Consider the following 17,343-nt stretch of genomic DNA (forward strand, 5'->3'; position numbering starts at 1 on the left):
ACGTGGTAACACTGAGATCGCAATGAAATATCAACAACTGGAAAATCTCGAAAGCGGCTGGAAATGGAAGTACCTGGTCAAAAAGCACCGTGAAGGGGAGCTGATCACCTGCTACATCGAAGCCAGCGCTGCGCAAGAGGCCGTGGATATTTTGCTGACCCTCGAAAATGAACCGGTACAGGTGAATAGCTGGATTGAGAAGCATATTAATCCCGCCCTGTTAAACCGGATGAAGCAAACTATCCGTGCGCGGCGAAAACGGCATTTTAATGCCGAGCATCAGCACACCCGTAAAAAATCAATCGACCTGGAGTTTATGGTCTGGCAGCGTCTGGCGGGGCTAGCGCAACGTCGAGGAAAAACGCTGTCAGAGACCGTAGTACAACTGATTGAAGATGCCGAGCACAAAGAGAAGTATGCCAGCCAGATGTCGACGCTGAAGAACGATCTTCAGGCTCTGCTGGGTAAAAAGTAGTTTCTTACTTTTCTTCAGACAATAAAAAACCCCGCATGGCGGGGTTTTTTTATAAGACGATAACTTATGCCGCAGGCTGAGTTACAACGTCTTTGATACCTTTAACTTCGATCTCAACGCGACGATCTGGTGCCAGGCAGTCGATCAGTGCAGCGCGAGCTTTCACGTTGTCACAGGTAGAACCGGTCACTGGGTTAGATTCGCCCATACCACGTGGGGAGATCTTGTTAGCTGGGATACCTTTAGATACCAGGTAATCAACTACAGACTGAGCACGTTTCTCAGACAGTTTCTGGTTGTAAGCATCAGAACCGATACGGTCGGTGAAGCCCAGAACCACTACAGAACCATCTTTAGGATCCAGGTTGCTCAGCTGGGTGTACAGCTGATCCAGTGCCTGCTGACCTTCTGGTTTCAGGGTAGCTTTGTTGAAGTTGAACAGAACGTCAGACTTCAGAGTGAAGTGCTTGGTCTGTACTTCTGGAGCTGGAGCCGGAGCTGGAGCTACGATTGGTGCAGCATCTTCCTGCTGACCGAAACGGTAAGAAACCCCAACGCTCAGCATGCCGTTGTCTGGACGAACGCCAACGGTAGCACCGTCACCAATGTTGTTAACCCACTGGTATTCCAGACGGGTAGCGATGTCACGGGTCATAGCCCACTCAACGCCACCAGCGAATACTGGGGAAACACCGGTGTCATGGTCGTCGCCAGCGATGCTGTTGCTGGAGTCTGCACGCCATACCATGCCGCCCAGACGGGTGTACACGTCCAGATCGTCAGTTACTGGGTAACCCAGTTTAGCGGTCAGCTGAACGCCTTGAGCTTTGAAAGCGCCATTGACGTTGTCGCCTTTGTATGGCATACGACCTAACCAGTCGTAACCCATTTCAAAACCAACATACGGGTTAACCTGATAGCCACCGAACGCGCCTGCACCCAGCTGGCTCTCGTGAGTCGGGCCATCGTTGTTCAGGCTGCTGTTGTACCAGCCGGTGTCATGGAACTGAGACCAGCCCAGTTTACCACCTGCATACCAGGTATTATCTTTCGGAGCGGCCTGCGCTACGGTAGCGAAGCCAGCCAGTGCCACTGCAATCGCGATAGCTGTCTTTTTCATTTTTTGCGCCTCGTTATCATCCAAAATTTGCCATGAAGATCTCTGCAGAGAAATCACGGTTAAATCCTTCACCGGGGGGCGTGGTCAAATATAAATCTACCGATATCTTCGGCTTAGGCCGAGCACCCCTGGCGATGTAAAGTCTACAACGTAGATGAAAACTTACAAGTGTGAAGTCTGTCAGGCATATGAAAAAAAAAGTTCCGTATACCTAATATTTAACATTTCTTGAACGAAAATTGTGCAGCAAAATTAACGAGAACCGCTCCAGACAAGCCTTGCCGAAGATTTGACGCGTTGAACTATTTCTGCATCTTATGGTCGAAAAAAATTCCAGGAAAACTCCTAATTTCACTCAATGATACAAATTTGAGTGAATTTTTAGTCCGGAATGTTGTCCTCTGCGATAAGAATCTGCACGAACTGGTCGCATAATAAACCCCATCGCGTGACCTTCTTCCGCTGCTTCCGTCAGTCTCAGGTGTTCCTGTTCCGACAGTTCATCAGGCAGCCATCCGATCACCACACTGTAATTCCCTGTGCGTAAGGCCCGAATCATTGAATCTACCGTATCGCAGGGTGAGAGCTGGTTAATCTGCATCACTTTCGCCAGCGGCAGGCCCGCAGACAGAACCCACTCGCGGCTCAATTTTTGTTGTGGCGTTAGCCAAAGCTGCCAGCGTGATTGCTGACCAAGCTGTTGCAACAGCGGCAGTAATAAGAGTTGTGTTAACAGAGGCTGGTCTTCACGGTAAACCACTTCACTGATAAGCCCTGTAGAATCACGCCCGACGGATTTCTGCGCGACATTGCCAGCGGTAGAAGAGAGAGATGTTGAGCGATTTGCATAGCCTGAAGTGTACATATTCATTCCAGCCCTGTAGTTACTGTATGGATATACAGTAACCCCTGTATGCATAAAGATCAACCTCATTTTCGGAAAGAGACTCGCAAATTTCACCCTTTCTTGGTGCGCCATAAAAAATCATCTTGCCCTCCAGCAATAAGTTGCCTATTTTCCTGCTAACGGATCCGTTAGTGAGAAATATCGTTGTTAATAATTGATTTTAAATGGAATTATCATGAAAAAGATATCTTATGAGCGGATTTATAAATCGCAGGAATACCTCTCACCGTTAGGCGAAATTCATCATCGGGCGCTATTCGGTGGGTACACCCTGGCGGTGGATAACGCGGTGTTCGCGATGGTGTCGGAGGGGGAACTCTACCTCCGGGCCTGTGAAGAAAGTGCCAGGTATTGTGTACAAAACGCCTCTTCGTTTCTGACGCTGATGAAACGGGGCCGTCCCGTCCTGCTTAATTACTATCGGGTGGACGACGGGCTGTGGCAGGACAGGGACAAATTGCTCCAGCTTTCCTCCTTTGCTCTCGACGCGGCAAGAAAGGAGCGCTGCCAGCGCCATCAGCGCAACCGGCTAAAAGATCTTCCAAACCTGACCTTTCAACTTGAGGTACTGCTTTTAGAAGCAGGCATCACTAATGAGGAAACTTTACGGGAACTGGGCGCCAGGAAATGCTGGTTAAAGATGAGGTCCAAAAACAAGGCCTTAAGTATTAAGGTGCTGTTCGCGCTGGAAGGTGCCATTGAAGGGCTACATGAAGCGGCGCTCCCGGCCGACATTCGCCGGGAGCTGACAGAGTGGTTTAATGCGCTGCCCGAGAGTCAGGAGCATCATTCCTCAAGGTAGCGATCTGCTGCTGCAGCCGGCAGATTTCCGGCAGCAGGGCAATCAGCAGGCCGATTTGCTGCAGGACCAGCGGTGCTTTGTTGTCGGCGCCCGGGTCAAGGTGGGCAATACGTTGGGCCAGTTCATCGAGCGATTGTTGAACGCGCGGCTCATCGGCTGGCCGATGATGAAGTGCATCATCGACGTAGCAGACAGCATCATCCAGTAAGGCGAGAATGCCCGGGTTGGTCAGTTTCTCACGGTGTGCGCCCAACGTAGAAATATAGCTAGTGAACGTATGATTCAGACACAGCAGACGAAAAGCAGTTTCCCGAATTTCCGCTGTGGCGCGCGGTTCCGTGGACATGTTCGAGACCACCGAAGCCAGTTCGGCATCGCTGTTATGCGCATCGCGTCGGGCAATGCGATAAGCAAGGCGGTTATCGCGCCCCTGGTGGTATTGCTCAAGGATCGCATCAAGGTACCGGCAGTTTGCATTCATCGCCCTGTCTAACACACGCGGCAAATTACGAAAACGCCAGTCGGGCCAGATGAAACTCACCGCCGCCCAGGCGATAGCGCAGCCAATGAGCGTGTCGATCACGCGGGGCAGGGCAACTTCAAACCCTTCTCCCAGCAGGTTAAAGCACAGTAAAACCAGCAGCGTGATGAACATCGTCGCGTGGGCGTATTGCACATTACGGAAGGCGAAGAACAGTACGCCAGTGATGACGATCAGCACCAGTTGGCCTTCGATGGACGGCACGAAATAGAGCACCGGCAGGCCAATGGCGACGCCTACCAGCGTTCCAATAATACGTAACGCCAGGCGGTGGCGGGTGGCGTTATAGTTGGGCTGGCAGACAAACAGGCTGGTGAGCAGGATCCAGTAGCCGTGGTGTAAACCGGTTATTTGAATAAACGCGTAACCCACGCACAGCACCAGTGACATTCTCACCGCGTGACGAAATAGGGCAGATTCCGGCGTAAAATTGCGGCTCAGCCGCAGCCACATGTCGCTAACGCTATGCACGCTGTCATCAGCAAGCTGATTATCGGCATCATTGCCCGGCATGGCCATCGCCTGCTCGGATTCAATCGTCGCGAGCTGAGCATCGATTGCCCGCAGGTTATTAAGCAAAAACCCCAGCGCTTTTATATGTTCCGGTGCGGTTCCACTGGCCTGCACGCGGTCGATTGCCGCATCAAGATGGCTAAACGCGCGCTCAAACCGCGGGTCATGCTGATAGGGCGTTCGCAGTAAAATTGAACGCGCTAGCTGCTGGCACGCCTGAGACTGCATGGAAAGTAACCGCTGGAAGCGGAACATCACGTCGCTGTAGCGGAACGTTTCACGCAGGGCTGCATACTGAACGTGCGAAGAGCTGGCGCGCTCATGGATGTCCTGAGCGGCAAAGTAGTAGTGAAGTGTTCTTCGCGTTCCGCGTTGGCCGCGGTCTCCGCGCAGTCGGGTCAGCAGGGAGGCTTTGGTCTGGTTCAGCGTAGCGACCAACTGGCCGTTTGCCAGCGCCAGATCGTAAAGAGGGGCCTGACTTTCCTCTTCGATATCCGGGTCAAACAGCCGGGATTTCAGCTCCAGATAAATGAGCCAGCTGCTCATAGCTGCGAGCAAGATTATCCTGCAGAGGGCGCACCGGGAAGATGAGGTGCCCTGTTAACGTCAGGAGGTTATACCAGATGGCCCCCAGCAATAGCAGCACGGGTTGCTGGTACCACTGATCGTACAGCGACACGCCCAGCATGGTGTAAATAGCAATCAGCAGCGCGCCAAATGCGATGGTGGCATAACGCTGTCCAAGCCCGCCAAGCAGAATAAAGCCGCTGGTGGAGAGCGTAAGGCCTAAGGCAAATAGCCAGGGCCACGGGAAGAGCAGCTCGACAGACGCGGACGCAATAAAGAAACAGACAAGAGTGATAACCAGGTTGCGCAGACGCCCTGCCAGACGGTCATCGAGGTCCGCAAGCGCCCCCGCAACCACCCCTAACGTGAGCGGAATCGTGAGCTTAACGTCATTCAGCCACCACGGCAGGGCAACGGTGCCACAAAGCGCGATAAAAATTCTGACGTTATAAAGCCAGATGCTGTTCCAGGTATAACGGCGAAGCAGTGGGCTTAGCATGAGCGCGGCCAGTCCTTATTACTGAAAACGACGGCGAGCATTGGCCTCACGCGCGGCTTGCGCCACCTCAACCGGGACGACCCTACGTCCAACCGGCCACAGGGCAATGACGGCAATTTTAAAGTTCGCGATCCCAACAGGAATGCCAATAATCGTCACGCACTGGGCGATACCGGCAAAAATGTGCATCAGGCACAGCCACCAGCCAAAGAAAATCAGCCACAGAATATTCAGTACGGTGCCGCCGGTATTCATCAGCGCGTTTTTACCTTCCGGGTCCAGCTCATCAACGTGGACAGCCTCATTACCGTAGGGAATAAAGGAGAGTTTGGTGATTTCCCAGCAGGAGCGCGTCAGCGGCAGGGTAAAGATAAGCACGATGCTGACCAGAGTGGCAAAAAGCCAGGAAAGGGTGGTGGCAAAACCGCCCAGCACAAAATTCAACACATTCAGAACGGTACGCATAAACCCTCACTTCCTTTCGATAAAATTAACGCCCACTGATTGTAACGTTTTTTTAGGCTGGAGCACCTTAAAACTGGCAGTTAAACTATCAGGCAAATTATCTCTTCGTGGATCCGGCTGGATATGGAACTGAAAGCAACGTCAATGGGCAAACGCCTGGCTCAACACCCTTACGACAAGGTTGTGCTCCTTAACGCGGGAGTGAAAGTCTCCGGGGAACGCCACGAATATCTCATTCCCTTCAATCAAATGTTGGCGATCCACTGTAAACGTGGGCTGGTGTGGGGCGAGCTGGAGTTCGTTTTGCCTGCCGATAAAGTGGTGCGCCTTCACGGCACCGAGTGGGGGGAAACCCAGCGTTTTCATTACCATCTGAACACGCTCTGGCAGCAGTGGAGCCAGGATATGAGCGTGATTGCCGCCCAGGTTTTGCAACAGGTACTGGATGAAATCGCGCAGAGCGATGCCCAACACAAATGGCTCACGCGCCAGCAAACTGCGGGACTGCAGCAAAAAATAAAACAGGCGCTGACTGCGTTGCCGTTCCCCGTAGCGCGTCTCAATGAGTTTGAAAATTGCCGCGATGCATGGCGGAAGTGCCAGGCATGGCTGAGCGATTTTGATAAAAGTCGCCTGGCGCATAACCAGACCTGGACCGATGCCATGCTCACCCAATATGCTGATTTCTTCAGCACGGTCGAGTCATCGCCGCTTAACCCTGCGCAGTCGCGTGCGGTGGTCAACGGTGAACAGTCGCTGCTGGTACTTGCGGGAGCCGGGAGCGGTAAAACCTCGGTGCTGGTGGCTCGCGCAGGCTGGCTTCTGACCACTGGCGAGGCCGTTGCAGACCAGATTCTGCTGCTGGCATTTGGTCGCAAAGCCGCACAGGAGATGGACGAACGTATCCAGGCGAGACTGCATACCAAGGATATCTCGGCCAGAACGTTTCATGCGCTTGCGCTGCATATCATTCAGCAGGGCAGCAAGAAAGTCCCGTCCATCAGTAAGCTGGAAAACGACACGCAGGCGCGCCAGGCGCTGTTCATTAAAACGTGGCGGCAACAGTGCAGTGAGAAAAAAGCACAGGCAAAAGGCTGGCGTCAGTGGCTGGAGGAAGAGCTGAACTGGGCGGTGCCGGAAGGCAGTTTCTGGCAGGATGACAAGCTGGCACGTCGGCTCGGCTCGCGTCTCGATCGTTGGGTCAGCCTGATGCGCATGCACGGCGGTTCGCAGGCCGAGATGATTGAAAGTGCCCCGGAGGCGATCCGCGCGGTGTTTTCAAAGCGCGTGAAGCTGATGGTTCCGATGCTAAAAGCCTGGAAAACGGCACTGAAAGAGGAGAACGCCGTCGATTTCTCCGGGCTTATCCATCAGGCCATTATCATTTTAGAGAAGGGGCGTTTCGTCAGCCCGTGGAAGCACATACTGGTTGATGAGTTTCAGGATATCTCTCCGCAGCGTGCCGCTCTGCTCTCGGCGCTGCGGGCGCAGAACAAACATACGTCGCTGTTTGCGGTGGGGGATGACTGGCAGGCCATCTATCGCTTTAGCGGGGCGCAGCTTTCACTGACGACAGCGTTTCACCACTATTTTGGCGAAGGCGATCGCAGCGATCTGGACACCACCTACCGCTTCAATGCGTGCATAGGCGAAATAGCCAACCGCTTTATTCAGCAGAACCCGCACCAGCTGACCAAACCGCTCAACAGCCTGACGCCGGGGGATAAAAAAGCGGTCACCCTGTTAGCAGAAGATCAGCTTGAGCCGCTACTGGATAAACTGAGCGGCTACGCGAAACCCGACGAACGCATTCTGGTGCTGGCTCGCTATCATCACCTCAAACCGGCCGCGCTGGAAAAGGCCGCTACACGCTGGCCGAAACTGCAGCTTGAATTTATGACAATTCACGCCAGCAAAGGGCAGCAGGCTGATTATGTGATTGTGGTGGGGCTTAAAGAGGGCAGCGACGGTTTCCCGGCCCCGGCCCGCGAGTCGGTGATGGAAGAGGCCCTGCTGCCGGTGCCTGAAGATTTCCCGGATGCGGAAGAGCGACGTCTGCTGTATGTGGCGATAACCCGCGCGCGTCATCGCGTATGGCTGTTGTTCAATAAAGAGGAGCCATCCGTGTTTGTTGATATTCTGAAGAGTATTGATGTGCCGGTGGCGCGTAAACCATAGCGATGCCAGGCAAGATTTTGTAGGCCGGGTAAGGCGCAGCCGCCACCCGGCAAAAAAGCTACTTCAGTCTCTCGGAAAGATAGCGCTGATAGTCCGGAATAAGAATATCAACCGGCGAGTTAAACTGCGGCGATTCAATGATGAAATCCGCCGTCGACAGGTTCGTTGCCACCGGAATATTCCACACCGTCGCCAGGCGCAGCAGCGCTTTAACATCCGGATCGTGCGGAACCGCATTCAGCGGATCCCAGAAGAAAATCAGCACATCAATTTTCCCTTCCGAAATCTGTGCGCCTACCTGCTGATCGCCGCCCATCGGGCCGCTCAGCATGGCGTTCACTTCGAGACCCGTTTCGCGCTGGATCAGATTGCCGGTTGTACCGGTCGCTGAGAGGGCGTGCTTTTCCAGCAATGACTGATGGCGGCGAACCCAGTTAAGCAGCATTTGTTTACAGTGATCGTGCGCAACCAGAGCAATGTGTTTGCGTTCCGGGAGCGTGCGTGTTGTCAGTTCCATAATCATATCCATCAGGTTAACTGACTACACGATGACGGGAACCGCCTGATGCTGCAAGAGAAAGGCGTAAAAAATGTGGCTTACGACGAAGGTTGTTGTTTTGCCCACTGCAAAAAGCGGGCGCGCGTATCGGGATCGGCCTGCTGGAACCAGAATTTCAGGCGTTGTTCCGTCAGCGTCTGGGACTGAGGCGGTATAACATCCAGCTCTGAAACACCGGATAACAGCGTACTGTCGTCGGCCATCATGGTGGCAAACTGCGGAAGAGAGGCGCGTTTACCCGCTTTGTTATAAGACTCGGTTGCGGCCTCGTAGTCCGTGCCTTTTGGCGAGGTGGTTAGCGCCAGAATATCAAGCTTCACCGGGATCGGCATCGAATCCCCATCCAGCAGCTCAACGCGCGGCGCGGTGTCGAAAGCGACAGACTCTTTTTCGCTCTCAAGCCGCGGCAGGGTAATGTTTACCTGACTGACCCGCTGGGTATTAAAGCTGACAATCAGTGGGGGAGAGATGTACATCCGTTGTTCATGATTCGCAAGACCGATCGTTTTTTCTACCCGAAACACCAGCTGATGCGGCCCGTTATCCAGTTCGATGCTCTCTGCGCCGCGCAATAATGAACTGGAGACTTTTTTTCCGTCCAGCACCAGCAGGTCAATATCAGTCGAGAGCCGAAGCGTGGTTGCAAAAACGCAAACCGGCATCACTAACGCAATCACAGCAGAGACAATGCCGGTTTTCATAGGTGACTCCAGATGAAAATATACCCGCAAGAATGTATCAAAATTTTTCGATAATCACGTTTACTAACATATAGACATAAATCACCGTTTTGCCCTCATACATCTGTATGGGATGGATGGTTGAGATGTGCGCTTTGGCGTACACTTTGAAAAAAGCCAGGAGAAAAAGCATGAGAGAGAATGATATTGCCGAGATTTTGACATCCACGCGCACTATTGCGCTGGTGGGTGCCAGCGATAAACCGGATCGTCCAAGTTATCGCGTGATGAAATACCTTCTCGATCAGGGCTATCACGTGATCCCCGTTTCGCCGAAAGTGGCGGGAAAGACGTTATTAGGCCAGCAGGGCTATGCCACGCTTAACGATGTACCGGAAAAAGTGGACATGGTAGATGTGTTCCGTAATTCCGAGGCGGCATGGGGTGTCGCGCAGGAAGCGATTGCCATTGGTGCGAAAACGCTGTGGATGCAGTTGGGCGTCATCAACGAGCAGGCTGCCGTACTGGCGCGCGAGGCGGGTTTACAGGTGGTTATGGACAGATGCCCTGCGATTGAAATTCCCCGGCTGGGGCTGGCTAAGTAAAAAAAAGGCCCGATTATCGGGCTTTTTTTACACGCTCAGTTGCGCAGGCGCGGCGCCTGCAACTGCTTGCGGATAGTCTGCGCTAATTCATCCATCGTGGGTTGCTCCGGATGTTCATCCTGCAGCTCACTGCTTAACTGCGCCTCAGCGAGGTAGGTGTGAACGGGTTGCCCGTCGTCACCTTCCATCACCACGTGGTACCAGGGCGCGGCACGAAGCTCTGCATCAACCGCCAGCTCGTCGGCTGACGGTTCGTCAAGGGAATACTCCGGGTCGATATCCACGACCACACCCAAATACCCAAGCAAGGTGTGGCGGACCTGCTGGCCGATACCGAATTTGCTGGCAATCATAGTCACCTCCCGGGAAACATTACTTACACAGGATGTGAGGGCAATATTTCTCTTTTCAAGTTACATGACGCGACAGGCAAACCCTTTCAGATACAGCCCTTCCGGGTAGGTAGCGATCACCGGATGATCGGCCGCCTGACGGAACTGCTCTATAAATTGTACATCACGACCAGCATCTATTGCGGCATCGGCGATGATTTTCTGAAATAAATCTGTGGTCATCAGGCCGGAGCAGGAGAAAGTGAGCAGAACCCCGCCCGGGTTCAGCAGCTGGATAGCCAGCATGTTGATATCTTTATACCCGCGGCATGCACCCATCAGCTGGCTTTTGTTTTCCACAAACTTAGGCGGATCCATGACGATAACATCGAACTTCTCGCCCTGGTCGCGATATTTACGCAGCAGCTTGAAGACGTCATCACGTACAAACTCCGCTTTGCTCAGGTCCAGTTTGTTTAGCTCAACGTTCTGTTTCGCCACGTCCAGCGCTTCCTGTGACGTATCCACGCTAACGACCTGGGCACAGCCGCCCATTAGCGCAGACACCGCAAAACCGCCCGTGTAGGAGAAGCAGTTCAGCACGCGCTTGTTCGCCACGTACTGACGGGTTGCCAGACGGCTGTCGCGCTGGTCGAGGTAGTAACCTGTTTTGTGGCCGCCCTGAATATCCACCAGCAGCTTCATGCCGTGTTCTTCGATAGGCAGCAGGGCAGGCGGTAATTCACCGGTAACAGGCCCTTGCGTCAGCTCCATGCCCTCTTTTTTACGCACCGCCACATCGCTGCGGTCATAAATGGCGCATTCAGGGAACAGAGACTGAAGGGCGCTGATCAGGGCAGCACGCTGATATTCCGCACCTGCGCTTAACAGCTGCAGCACCATAAAGTTGCCGAAGCGATCGATGGTCACGCCCGGCAGACCGTCGGACTCACCGGCGATCAGTCGATAGCTGTCCAGCCCGTCACGTTTTGCCAGCCACTCACGCCACTGCTGAGCTTGCTGCAGGCGGCGGACGAAGAAATCGATATCGATGGTTTCATCTTTATCGAACGTCCAGACGCGAGCGCGGATCTGCGATGCTGGCGAGTATGCGCCGCGCGCTAACCATTTCCCCTGATGGTCAACGATATCGATGGTTTCACCGAGGTTGGCTTTACCTTCCATACGCGCAACCGCACCGGAAAAGACCCAGGGATGGCGGCGCAGCAATGACTTCTCGCGCCCTTTGGCTAACACTAAACGTACACTCATAATTTCTATTCTGTCGATTGCATGGAAATGGCGCGTAGAGTAGCACAGAAGGCCAGTGGCAATCATCTGCGGACACTCTTAGCGCCCTTAACTAAAAATCTTCCGGGAAATAGGCAAAGTAGTCAAAATCGGCCGGGATATGTTCGCCCGTGAAATCCTGACAGCACATCCCGACAAAGGCACCGGTGAAGCGCTCTATGCCACGTTCCTTAAAATATTCATCGGACAGTTTGCTGTATTCAACATAACCCCCAATTGGGATCCATTTTTTTTCATCGAGTGAATAGTAAAAAAGAGCGCCATCATCTTTGACGCAGACTCTGAGGTAAACCAGACCTTCTGCCGCAATTTTTACCCCTTCTCCTGTCGGTAAGGAGAATCGGTTCAGGTCATTAACCATCAAATTGACCGTCCGTTCTCCCGCGTCGTTACAGGATATGTTCAGATAAACGTAGTTGGTGGTGTCGTAAAAGCAGACCAGCCCGGCCATCTGCTGGAAGGAGCGAGGCTTAAAATCTACGCATGTCTGAGCGGTAAACGTAAAATCGGTTTGTCGTCTTGCCAGCAGGCTTTGATAGTGCTGTGAACTCAGGGATTCACAACCCCGTAACCGTAGCCATCCGCGTCTTTCCGTAAGGGTGCACATTTCCTCGCTTAAGGGGATGCGTAGCGACTGGTAGTGAAGGGGTAGCTCCGGCGTATTGAACTCATCCCGGGCTGGCGGCGTTGGCCACGGACGTTCTTTCAGGCGCGTCTGCACCGTTAATTCTGGCGTAATGCTGTTATTTGTTAAGCGCAGCCAGCCATCCTCCGCCCAGTAAACCTGCTGAATAGCGGTTTCTCGCCCCATCGGGCTGCGTCCTTTTGAGGGCAACGGTCGCCCGCATAAATGCACAATAACCCATTCGCCCAGACCGTTATCAAAAAGATCCGCATGGCCGACGCGCTGTAAAGGTAAACGACAATCAAAGCGGGATGTCATCATTTGCCCGATCGGATCGGTTTCGTAGGGGCCAAACAGATGTCGGGAGCGCGCCAGCGTGACGCCATGATTATAAAATGTTCCGCCTTCGGCCACTAACAAATAGAACCAGCCATTCAACTCATAAATATGTGGCCCTTCGGTGATGCCCAAATCGGTACCGGCGAAAATTTTACGGCACTCGCCGGTTAAACGATTATTCTGCTCATCGTATTGCTGGATGATTATGCCATTCCATTTCGGGAATCCTGCCTCCCCGCCGTCCCTGTAGCTCATCTCCATGCTCACAAGCCATTTCGTACCGTCACTGTGGTGGAACAGCGAGGGATCAATCCCTCTGCTATTGAGATACGTTGGCTCAGACCATTCACCTTCGATATCGTCCGTGGTCACGATAAAGTTATTCGGGTCCCAGAAACGTCCGGTCACGTTTTTGACATCGGTATAAATGAGATAAAATTTTCCGGCATCGTAGCTGAGGCATGGCGCATAGATTCCGCCGGAATTCGGATTCCCGCGCATGTTCAACTGACTTTTTCGCTTCAGGGGATGAGAAATCAGCTGCCAGTTTTTGAGATCGTATGATTTATACAAACAAATACCTGGAAACCATTCAAATGTCGATGTTGCTAAGTAATACGCCTCACCCACACTTATAATAGAGGGGTCCGGATTAAAGCCTGGGATAATGGGGTTGGTTATTATGGTCATCTTTGATTCCTGTTATGAAAATAGCGTTGGTAACGTCAGGCTTGTAAATCATTGTGGGCCCGGTATTGCCTCATGATGAGATACATCATGAAGACAAAAGCAGCGGGAATAAGCGTAAAGATAAGCCGCACAATCAGAATGGCGAGGTCGGTTTGGATCGCAGCACTGCCCACATAGCCACCAACGGTGAGCAGCCAGCCAATGATGGCACCGCCAACCGCAATGCCAATTTTTATAGCGAAAAGGTTGGTTGAGAAAACTAAGCCACTCAGCGAAATGTTTGACCGTTTTTCAACGTTATCAATGATGTCGCTGAGCAGGCTCCATTGCAGGGGGGCAGAACTGGCGTCGATGAAATGAATCAGACAGATCACCAGGCAAACCGGCAGGACGTATTCTGCAGGAATGGCGAAAAGAATAATTAAGATAATGGCTTGTATAATTAACGAAACTTTATATGACAATACCCGGTCATGATTTTTATATAATAGCGTTGTCGACAATGCGCCCACAAATCGGGTGCAGAGAATAATAATAAGCACAAGCCCCACTAAATCGGGTCTTTTCAGATAGTAGCTAACGAAGTAAATGGCTCCACCCGTTTTCAGGATGCCAGCGATAAGGCTTGCAATATTGAGGCTGAAAATACAGCGCCAGTTATGATCTTTCACCACGACAGTCAGATCATCATAGATACCACGAAAGTTACGTTTTTTATCCACCGCTTTCGTGTAATGTTCCCTGGTCATGGCAAAGCAACAGTAAAACATTATAGTGCTGATCGCCCCCATAATCACCATCGCCAGAAAATAGCCTTTCTGTAGATCGCCTTCACCCAAAATTTTGGTTAATGGTAGCGCCACGACGGAAACAATAATCCCTCCTAAAGCAGCGAAGGCAAAACGATAAGACTGCATTGAAACCCGTTCTTTTGCATCCCTGGAAATGTTATTAATCAGCGCGCAGTAGGGAACGTTAACGAGGGAATAAAAAAGCGAGAGGGCAGTATAAGACACATACGCATAGACAATTTTGGCCGTCTCGCCAAAATCGGGTGTATAAAACGTCAGGGCACCAAAAATACCGAAGGGCAGCGAGAACCAGAGGAGATAAGGTCTGAACTGACCGTACCGGGTCTGAGTATGGTCGGCCAGATAGCCAATGTACACGTCGGCAATGGCATCAAACGCTCTGACGACCAGGAACATGGTCCCCATATGAAAAGCGCTTAGTCCGTAGATATCTGTATAAAAGTAGGCCATGAAAAGCATTATCGTTTGCCAGATAATATTTGACGCACCATCACCTAACCCATAACCAATCTTTTCTTTGAATCCTATTTTTCTCATAATAAATACCTTTTAATCAGGATGAGTACGAATCCGAAATGAGTGGCCAGTCTCAGGTTAAAAGATAAATATTAAGAGCATAAAAAAATGTATGAGAAAGGTGCTTTTATATAATTTTTTTGCGCAGGTAGATTTGTGCCGATCACAGTTTTATCAACGACGCGGTTTTACGCTTAAAGCTGCACGTTATGACCGGTTTTTAACTGTTCTGATGTCAGATTGCTGTTCCTGAATTTTTTAGGTGTAACGCCAATAACCCTTCTGAACTGGAAGCAATAGTACGCAGCATCTGTAAACTCACATTTGTAAGCAATGTCGGTGATGCTAAGTTCTGTATTACGCAACAGCTGTATTGACAGGGCGATTTTCTTTCGCAGAAGATATTCCTTAAAACTCACCTGCATAATTTTTTTAAACGTTCTGGAAAAATGACTAGGTGAGAGTCCGACCGATTCAGCGGCTTCGTTCAAACTCATCGTAAATGAGGTTTGCGTTTCCAGGTTGATCACAAAAGAGATAATAACCGCAAAGATGGATTGATGATCCGTCTCTGTGGCGATTTTGGTTGCGTTTTCGGCATGCTGCAGAACGGTGCTGAGTAACAAAATCATTAACGGCTTAATTTCTTTTTCAGAATAGGCCGTCTCATTGACTTCTGAGAACCATTTGAAAATAAATTGTAATCTTTCTGCATCTTTTTTCTCCAGGCAGGAAACGACACCCGTATGTGATTCCAGGGCGGGTACTGGATATTTCAGATTGCTGAGCGCAGTATGATCATATTGTAAGATAAAACGTTCATGGTCTGCCGTAAAATCCAGTTCCATATCATGCAGCGTGAGGGGGCTAACATAGACAAGCGTATTATTCTGGAGGGCGAATTTTTCACGGCCAATACTATAGCTGCCTCTGGCTTTGTAAAACCACATTATTTCATGTTCGAGATGCATATGTGGCTTGATGTACATTCCACCTTCAGGCACTTTTTCCTGTGCGCGTAATATGTAATTTAACCCGGCTTTCGTTTCCAGTTTTTCGAAGAAATAATCTGATGGTGGCATAGGTTTTTCCTAAAATTCATCTGTTTATCCTGTTGGTTTGATACCATATTCTGAGACGATTTAAAAACCTGCATAATTTGCTATTCTTTGAATTCGAGTAGAAAGAGGGGCGGGCAGCGCTCCGGACGGATAAGGAGAATAGCGATGTCAAACGTGTGCACCATCGCCTGGGTTCACGGCGTCGTTCAGGGGGTCGGCTTCCGCTACAGTACCCAGCGCGAAGCCGTACAGCTAGGGTTAACGGGATATGCACGTAACATGGACGACGGCAGCGTAGAGGTACTGGCCTGTGGTGAAGAAGAACAGGTTGAGAAGCTGGTGGCGTGGCTGAAAGCGGGCGGGCCGCGAAGTGCGCGGGTTGATAAGGTCTTAACGGAACCGCATCAACCCGGTCGGGAGTACGTTAACTTCGGTATTCGCTATTAAATGCACTTCACCGGCTTAGGCAGGCCAGCAATCTTTGTAGCCTGTTTTGCCGGGCCTTTTGGAAACAGGCGATACAGATAACGGCTGTTACCTTTCTCTTCGCCGAATTTATTGGCCATGGCTTTGACCAGCATACGAATAGCCGGAGAGGTGTTGAATTCGAGATAGAACTCGCGCACGAAACGCACCACTTCCCAGTGTTCGGGGGAAAGGACGATACCCTCTTTCTCCGCAATCACCGCTGCCAGCGCTTCGCTCCACTGGCCACTCTCTTTGAGATAACCGTCGTTATCGGTCTCGATCTCTTTGCCTTCAAAACTCAACATAATCATTCACGCATCAGTCAAAAACCGCAGCAGTGTATCAAAAAACAAAGCCCCGCATAAGCGGGGCCAGGTTTACATAGCTCTGTGGCTTTAATCGCGGCTGGCGAAGCCCAGGATGCTCCACAGACTGACGAAGATATTGTACAGCGACACATACAGGCTCACGGTAGCGCGGATATAGTTCGTCTCACCGCCGCGAATGATGTTGCTGGTTTCAAACAGGATGGCACCTGAAGAAATCAGAATAAACACGGCGCTAATTGCCAGGTGCAGAGCTGGCAGCTGCAGGAAGATGTTTGCCACCATCCCCCCCAGCACGACCACGACGCCCGCCATCAGCATACCGCCGAGGAAGGACATGTCCTTACGGGTGGTCAGCACGTAGGCCGAACAGCAGAAGAACACCAACGCGGTACCGCCCAGCGCCATACCGATAAGATCGCCCATTCCGGCAGACAGATACGCGTTCAGCATAGGTCCCAGGATATAGCCCAGGAAGCCAGTGAAGGCAAACGCAGACAGAATACCCACCGGTTTGTCAGCAGTTTTGTAGGTCAGGAACATCAGACCATACATCCCCACCAGCGTCAGGATCAGCCCCGGAGACGGCAGCATCAGCACGGTGCTGGCAGTGGCAGTGATCGCCGAAAATGCCAGCGTCAGGCTAAGCATGAAATAGGTATTGCGCAGCACCTTGTGGGTACTGAGTAGCGATGTGCGGTCGCGTGAAGATGTAATTATACGATCCATGAGTCACTCTCTTATGACAGATGTAATTAACGGCAAGAATAGGAAACGGCGCGCCAGTCTCAAAGTGGTTTTACCCATCTTTACTCAGCACGTTAGCGATGATGCTGGTTATTTCTTCTGCGAAAATCATTTCCCACAGGATGAACAGCGGATTACGAATTTTATTCAGATCAACCTCTTATAGGTTACTGAAAAATATTGCCTTATTTCAATGCGGGCGCTA

17 protein-coding genes and 1 pseudogene are annotated in these 17,343 nt (G+C 51.5%); 5 read left to right on the plus strand and 13 right to left on the minus strand.

What is annotated here, in order from left to right:
- Nucleotides 1–22 precede the first annotated feature (22 nt).
- Nucleotides 23–475 (plus strand): macrodomain Ter protein MatP, encoded by a 453-nt coding sequence (gene matP / locus ENTMO_RS0108625; RefSeq protein ID WP_010429344.1) that lies wholly within the window; start codon nucleotides 23–25, stop codon nucleotides 473–475.
- A gap of 64 nt (nucleotides 476–539) precedes the next feature.
- Here matP and ompA read toward each other — a convergent pair whose 3' ends face one another.
- A complete protein-coding gene (gene ompA, locus ENTMO_RS0108630; RefSeq protein WP_010429345.1) occupies nucleotides 540–1,595 on the minus strand; it encodes a porin OmpA in 1,056 nt (351 codons plus the stop codon).
- A gap of 355 nt (nucleotides 1,596–1,950) precedes the next feature.
- Nucleotides 1,951–2,460: an SOS-induced cell division inhibitor SulA gene (sulA, locus tag ENTMO_RS0108635; protein ID WP_029485024.1), complete on the minus strand. Its 510-nt coding sequence runs from the start codon at nucleotides 2,458–2,460 to the stop codon at nucleotides 1,951–1,953.
- A 217-nt stretch (nucleotides 2,461–2,677) separates the two neighbouring features.
- Here sulA and ENTMO_RS0108640 point away from each other — a divergent pair, with 217 nt between their 5' ends.
- Nucleotides 2,678–3,304 (plus strand): TfoX/Sxy family DNA transformation protein, encoded by a 627-nt coding sequence (locus ENTMO_RS0108640; protein WP_010429347.1) that lies wholly within the window; start codon nucleotides 2,678–2,680, stop codon nucleotides 3,302–3,304.
- On the opposite strand, the pseudogene yccS reads toward ENTMO_RS0108640, so the two are convergent.
- Together yccS and ENTMO_RS0108650 are read right to left on the minus strand one after the other, a co-directional pair.
- A pseudogene (gene yccS, locus ENTMO_RS23975) lies at nucleotides 3,261–5,424 on the minus strand (YccS family putative transporter). The gene ENTMO_RS0108640 and the pseudogene yccS overlap by 44 nt on opposite strands.
- A gap of 18 nt (nucleotides 5,425–5,442) precedes the next feature.
- Nucleotides 5,443–5,889: a YccF domain-containing protein gene (locus ENTMO_RS0108650; RefSeq protein ID WP_010429348.1), complete on the minus strand. Its 447-nt coding sequence runs from the start codon at nucleotides 5,887–5,889 to the stop codon at nucleotides 5,443–5,445.
- A 123-nt stretch (nucleotides 5,890–6,012) separates the two neighbouring features.
- On the opposite strand from ENTMO_RS0108650, the gene helD reads away from it, so the two are divergent.
- Nucleotides 6,013–8,067 carry a DNA helicase IV gene (gene helD, locus ENTMO_RS0108655; RefSeq protein WP_010429349.1) on the plus strand — a complete coding sequence of 685 codons (2,055 nt, stop codon included), beginning with the start codon at nucleotides 6,013–6,015 and terminating at the stop codon, nucleotides 8,065–8,067.
- A gap of 58 nt (nucleotides 8,068–8,125) precedes the next feature.
- Here the strand turns inward: helD and mgsA are convergent, their stop codons facing one another.
- Nucleotides 8,126–8,584, minus strand: coding sequence for a methylglyoxal synthase (gene mgsA / locus ENTMO_RS0108660; RefSeq protein WP_008499922.1), 459 nt, complete (start codon nucleotides 8,582–8,584; stop codon nucleotides 8,126–8,128).
- An 80-nt stretch (nucleotides 8,585–8,664) separates the two neighbouring features.
- The gene (gene csgI, locus ENTMO_RS0108665; protein ID WP_010429353.1) at nucleotides 8,665–9,327 is read right to left on the minus strand and encodes a curli synthesis inhibitor; all 663 of its coding nucleotides are present in this window, start codon (nucleotides 9,325–9,327) and stop codon (nucleotides 8,665–8,667) included.
- Nucleotides 9,328–9,497: 170 nt separating this feature from the next.
- Between csgI and ENTMO_RS0108675 the strand changes: the two genes are divergently transcribed.
- The gene (locus ENTMO_RS0108675) at nucleotides 9,498–9,911 is read left to right on the plus strand and encodes a CoA-binding protein (protein ID WP_010429357.1); all 414 of its coding nucleotides are present in this window, start codon (nucleotides 9,498–9,500) and stop codon (nucleotides 9,909–9,911) included.
- A gap of 35 nt (nucleotides 9,912–9,946) precedes the next feature.
- Here ENTMO_RS0108675 and hspQ read toward each other — a convergent pair whose 3' ends face one another.
- The 5 genes from hspQ to ENTMO_RS0108700 all read right to left on the minus strand — a co-directional run bounded on the left by hspQ (nucleotide 9,947) and on the right by ENTMO_RS0108700 (nucleotide 15,618).
- Nucleotides 9,947–10,264: a heat shock protein HspQ gene (gene hspQ, locus ENTMO_RS0108680; RefSeq protein WP_010429359.1), complete on the minus strand. Its 318-nt coding sequence runs from the start codon at nucleotides 10,262–10,264 to the stop codon at nucleotides 9,947–9,949.
- Between the two features lie 60 nt (nucleotides 10,265–10,324).
- On the minus strand, nucleotides 10,325–11,515 hold the full coding sequence (gene rlmI, locus ENTMO_RS0108685) for a 23S rRNA (cytosine(1962)-C(5))-methyltransferase RlmI (RefSeq protein ID WP_010429362.1): 1,191 nt from the start codon (nucleotides 11,513–11,515) through the stop codon (nucleotides 10,325–10,327).
- Between the two features lie 91 nt (nucleotides 11,516–11,606).
- Nucleotides 11,607–13,208 (minus strand): glycoside hydrolase family 43 protein, encoded by a 1,602-nt coding sequence (locus ENTMO_RS0108690; RefSeq protein ID WP_029485026.1) that lies wholly within the window; start codon nucleotides 13,206–13,208, stop codon nucleotides 11,607–11,609.
- Nucleotides 13,209–13,243: 35 nt separating this feature from the next.
- The gene (locus tag ENTMO_RS0108695; protein WP_010429369.1) at nucleotides 13,244–14,557 is read right to left on the minus strand and encodes a glycoside-pentoside-hexuronide (GPH):cation symporter; all 1,314 of its coding nucleotides are present in this window, start codon (nucleotides 14,555–14,557) and stop codon (nucleotides 13,244–13,246) included.
- A gap of 173 nt (nucleotides 14,558–14,730) precedes the next feature.
- Nucleotides 14,731–15,618: a helix-turn-helix domain-containing protein gene (locus tag ENTMO_RS0108700; protein ID WP_010429372.1), complete on the minus strand. Its 888-nt coding sequence runs from the start codon at nucleotides 15,616–15,618 to the stop codon at nucleotides 14,731–14,733.
- A gap of 144 nt (nucleotides 15,619–15,762) precedes the next feature.
- Between ENTMO_RS0108700 and yccX the strand changes: the two genes are divergently transcribed.
- Nucleotides 15,763–16,044, plus strand: a complete 282-nt coding sequence (gene yccX / locus ENTMO_RS0108705; protein ID WP_010429375.1) for an acylphosphatase — start codon at nucleotides 15,763–15,765, stop codon at nucleotides 16,042–16,044.
- On the opposite strand, the gene tusE is transcribed toward yccX, so the two are convergent.
- Both tusE and yccA read right to left on the minus strand, forming a co-directional pair.
- Nucleotides 16,041–16,370, minus strand: coding sequence for a sulfurtransferase TusE (gene tusE, locus ENTMO_RS0108710; protein ID WP_010429378.1), 330 nt, complete (start codon nucleotides 16,368–16,370; stop codon nucleotides 16,041–16,043). The two genes, yccX and tusE, sit on opposite strands and share 4 nt — an antisense overlap.
- A gap of 90 nt (nucleotides 16,371–16,460) precedes the next feature.
- Complete coding sequence (yccA, locus tag ENTMO_RS0108715) at nucleotides 16,461–17,120, minus strand: FtsH protease modulator YccA (RefSeq protein WP_010429382.1); 660 nt, start codon at nucleotides 17,118–17,120, stop codon at nucleotides 16,461–16,463.
- Between the last annotated feature and the right edge of the window lie 223 nt (nucleotides 17,121–17,343).

It is taken from the genome of Enterobacter mori LMG 25706 (assembly GCF_000211415.1).
In the GTDB taxonomy this organism is placed as follows: domain Bacteria; phylum Pseudomonadota; class Gammaproteobacteria; order Enterobacterales; family Enterobacteriaceae; genus Enterobacter; species Enterobacter mori.

Bases quoted from the DNA above. Each gene is read 5' to 3' on its own strand.
- matP (WP_010429344.1), top strand. From the start codon at position 23: ATGAAATATCAACAACTGGAAAATCTCGAAAGCGGCTGGAAATGGAAG.
- ompA (WP_010429345.1), bottom strand. From the start codon at position 1,595: ATGAAAAAGACAGCTATCGCGATTGCAGTGGCACTGGCTGGCTTCGCT.
- sulA (WP_029485024.1), bottom strand. From the start codon at position 2,460: ATGTACACTTCAGGCTATGCAAATCGCTCAACATCTCTCTCTTCTACC.
- ENTMO_RS0108640 (WP_010429347.1), top strand. From the start codon at position 2,678: ATGAAAAAGATATCTTATGAGCGGATTTATAAATCGCAGGAATACCTC.
- ENTMO_RS0108650 (WP_010429348.1), bottom strand. From the start codon at position 5,889: ATGCGTACCGTTCTGAATGTGTTGAATTTTGTGCTGGGCGGTTTTGCC.
- helD (WP_010429349.1), top strand. From the start codon at position 6,013: ATGGAACTGAAAGCAACGTCAATGGGCAAACGCCTGGCTCAACACCCT.
- mgsA (WP_008499922.1), bottom strand. From the start codon at position 8,584: ATGGAACTGACAACACGCACGCTCCCGGAACGCAAACACATTGCTCTG.
- csgI (WP_010429353.1), bottom strand. From the start codon at position 9,327: ATGAAAACCGGCATTGTCTCTGCTGTGATTGCGTTAGTGATGCCGGTT.
- ENTMO_RS0108675 (WP_010429357.1), top strand. From the start codon at position 9,498: ATGAGAGAGAATGATATTGCCGAGATTTTGACATCCACGCGCACTATT.
- hspQ (WP_010429359.1), bottom strand. From the start codon at position 10,264: ATGATTGCCAGCAAATTCGGTATCGGCCAGCAGGTCCGCCACACCTTG.
- rlmI (WP_010429362.1), bottom strand. From the start codon at position 11,515: ATGAGTGTACGTTTAGTGTTAGCCAAAGGGCGCGAGAAGTCATTGCTG.
- ENTMO_RS0108690 (WP_029485026.1), bottom strand. From the start codon at position 13,208: ATGACCATAATAACCAACCCCATTATCCCAGGCTTTAATCCGGACCCC.
- ENTMO_RS0108695 (WP_010429369.1), bottom strand. From the start codon at position 14,557: ATGAGAAAAATAGGATTCAAAGAAAAGATTGGTTATGGGTTAGGTGAT.
- ENTMO_RS0108700 (WP_010429372.1), bottom strand. From the start codon at position 15,618: ATGCCACCATCAGATTATTTCTTCGAAAAACTGGAAACGAAAGCCGGG.
- yccX (WP_010429375.1), top strand. From the start codon at position 15,763: ATGTCAAACGTGTGCACCATCGCCTGGGTTCACGGCGTCGTTCAGGGG.
- tusE (WP_010429378.1), bottom strand. From the start codon at position 16,370: ATGTTGAGTTTTGAAGGCAAAGAGATCGAGACCGATAACGACGGTTAT.
- yccA (WP_010429382.1), bottom strand. From the start codon at position 17,120: ATGGATCGTATAATTACATCTTCACGCGACCGCACATCGCTACTCAGT.